The sequence below is a fragment of the Blautia sp. ZXY-1-B12 genome (genome assembly GCF_056339915.1).
In genome coordinates this window covers 1-2,599 of sequence record NZ_JBWJVP010000087.1, presented here as the reverse complement: position 1 = coordinate 2,599, position 2,599 = coordinate 1, and the positions used below count along the sequence as shown (strand labels likewise).

Genomic DNA, 2,599 nt, shown 5'->3' with positions numbered 1-2,599 from the left:
CCGGAGGTTCCGGTGCTTTGCCCGTACATTTACTCTTATCAGTTGCGCAGACCGGGCAGGCCGTATTGACTGCCCCTGCTTCACATTTTGTCGTGCAGCTACACACAGCAGCCGGCTCCTCTTTGACATTTTCATCTTCCATCAATGCCATCAAATCCGCTTCATCCACCTGGTTCAGAAAGTGAACAGCAGTCTTTTTATCCTCATTAGCCCTGTCGATCAAAATGTAAAAATAGTTGCCAGCTTTGGTCGTAACAGTAATAAGCTGCTTATTGCCTCCAAAATCATCCACCAATGCCGCATTCCCCTCCGGTGTAAGTGCCGGTGCCTGTTCTGTTTCTTCCACAATCACATTGCTGTCATTGGTAGAATCCTCTGCCGGTGCCGCCGGAGCCTGTTCTGACCCCTGTGCGAAAGCAGGGATCGTAAAGCCAAATGCCACAACCATTGTCAGGCAAAGGGCGGAAAGTGTTTTGCAAATTCTTTTATTCTTCATAAGCGGTAACCTCCTGATTATTTGATTCCGACAGTGCTGTATCTCTGCCGTGGTTCATTCCACCGGAAAGCATAGCGTTCAGCTGTGCTGGAGTCATGCGTAACGCACGAACCATCTGAACGATTTCCAGATTCTCTGCCTCCGTTTTCTGTGCTTCCAGGGTCTTGAGCTTTTCCTGATATTCCGCAATCTTCTCACGGGTTTTCTCAATTTCCTGGTCGATACGTTCAATTTTGTTTTTTGCCATAACCGTTCACTCCTTTCCACAAAGTCTGTTACCAGTTCATCAGGCCGTAGCCCTTAATACTTTGATAATTCAGGTCATAACTTTTGATCTTGCAGGCATCGCCGGAATTTCCCTCCACCGTATAAACACGGCTGCCATCCGTACCGATCACGATACCCACATGGTCTGCTGTCCCATCCAAATCCCAATCAAAGAAAATTGCATCTCCGGGAGCCAGATTGTTATAGCCTCTTGCACCCCATTGTCCATGAGACTGGAACCACGGAACGCCCTGCCACTCACAGCCTGCAAAGCGCGGTTCACTTTTTCCAGCCTGGTTATAACACCAGGATACAAAGCAGGCGCACCACTCCACGCGGCTGTCAAAGCCATACCAGCTCCAATAAGGATAGCCGCCCACATTGCCCACCTGACGCTTGGCCAGTTCCACCAGCTGAGGATTGCCGGGGCGGGTACCGTTAATGAACTGCACACCGGACAGATCTTCCGAGCCGCTGGTATCAGGGGAACCGCCGCCAAACAACAACGGCTTATTGCCCATGGTCTGCCGGTAAACCTGATACATTTCCATCTGCTCCGGGGTCAGTAACTCCGACGCCACAGCGGAAATGGGCTTGCTGGTGAGTTTCACATTCAAAATGTAATACTCATAGGGGACTTCTTCTGAGGTGGTCTCGCCGGTCTCCGGGTCGGTGGAGGTCTCCGTGCGGTAGCGAATCTCCACTTCCTCAGTAAGCGTCAGCTGATACTGTGCTGCAAACACACGCGCCAGCTCTGCCTGAGCGCTCTGCTGGGTGTAACCTTGCAAGACGGCAGACAGAAATGCTGCCAGCTCATGAGGGTCATGGCCGATCATACCAAGGTCATAGCGATACTCGTCATACCCTGGGTGGCTGCTTTCAATGTTGTCGATTTCCTCCTGCAACTGGACTTCTCTGGCTGCATAATCTGCCTCCACTGCCAGCATTTCCGGGTCATCCGACGGATAAGTGGTGCCGGAGAGAACGGAACCGATGCTCTGCGCCATCATGGAGCAGGAGGACATGGTATTCATCAGCATACAGGTAATGAGAAACAAAACCCCTGCCATCAGGAAACCCTTCTTGTGGCGCATGACGAACGCCCCTGCCTGCTGTGCCTTTTCTTTCACCGTCCTTGCGGCTTTTCCGGTTTTGGACGCAGCCTGGGCGGTATTTCCGGCAGTCTGACCGGCGTGTTTGGCGGCGGCATACTGCCTTTTGATGGCCTGCTTTTGCTGCCAGCGAGAAAGCGGATTGCTGGCAAACTGGGGATTTTCCTGCAAAGATTTCTGGTACAGAACATTTACATTTGCCTTTTCCAGTTGGCGCTCTGCCTGTGCTGCTTTGCGGTACGGCTTCAGCTTGTGGCCGCGATAGCCCTCCCGCACCAGATAAGCGCCGGTCTCCACCGCCTCCTCGGACTTGTGGGCGCTTTCCACGCCCACATTGTCCTGCTCTGTTTCCCGGATCTCTTTGTGGAGCTTGCCCGCAACCAGATGGACGGGAGCTTCCCTGACTCCTTGAGAAACTTTGGAATGTGGCTTTTTCTTGTCCTCAAAGGTCAGCTTCGAGGTCTTTTTTCCGGTATCCGGGTCAATGACCGTCTGCCTGACCTTTTTCTTTGGGATATTGGCCTGCGCCTTATCTGCTCTGGCCGCAGCTTTCTCCGCTTTACGGATCGGCTTTTCCAGTGCAGGATCAGACCGTTCCTCATCAGTAAAGCGCAGGCGCGGCTCTTTATTCAAACCATTCTCCCAGCATGAGGGAAGACATCATGTAGTGCAGCTCTGCATAAATGGCCATTCCCACAGGATCGTTGAACATACAGCCGGACAG

General features: G+C 52.4%; 4 protein-coding genes. All 4 read right to left on the bottom strand.

Annotated features, from left to right (window positions below):
* The coding region (locus AC075L_RS05900) for a DUF4366 domain-containing protein (RefSeq protein WP_476387339.1) at nucleotides 1-496 on the bottom strand (496 nt) is incomplete at its 3' end.
* Complete coding sequence (locus AC075L_RS05895; RefSeq protein WP_009003366.1) at nucleotides 486-743, bottom strand: DUF4315 family protein; 258 nt, start codon at nucleotides 741-743, stop codon at nucleotides 486-488. The genes AC075L_RS05895 and AC075L_RS05900, both read right to left, overlap by 11 nt.
* Nucleotides 744-771: 28 nt before the next feature.
* Nucleotides 772-2,508: a C40 family peptidase gene (locus AC075L_RS05890; protein WP_457799211.1), complete on the bottom strand. Its 1,737-nt coding sequence runs from the start codon at nucleotides 2,506-2,508 to the stop codon at nucleotides 772-774.
* The coding region (locus AC075L_RS05885; RefSeq protein ID WP_476387340.1) for a DUF3851 family protein at nucleotides 2,501-2,599 on the bottom strand (99 nt) is incomplete at its 5' end. The genes AC075L_RS05890 and AC075L_RS05885, both read right to left, overlap by 8 nt.

Excerpts from the sequence above, each read along its gene's own strand:
- AC075L_RS05895 (WP_009003366.1), bottom strand. The coding sequence starts at position 743 with ATGGCAAAAAACAAAATTGAACGTATCGACCAGGAAATTGAGAAAACC.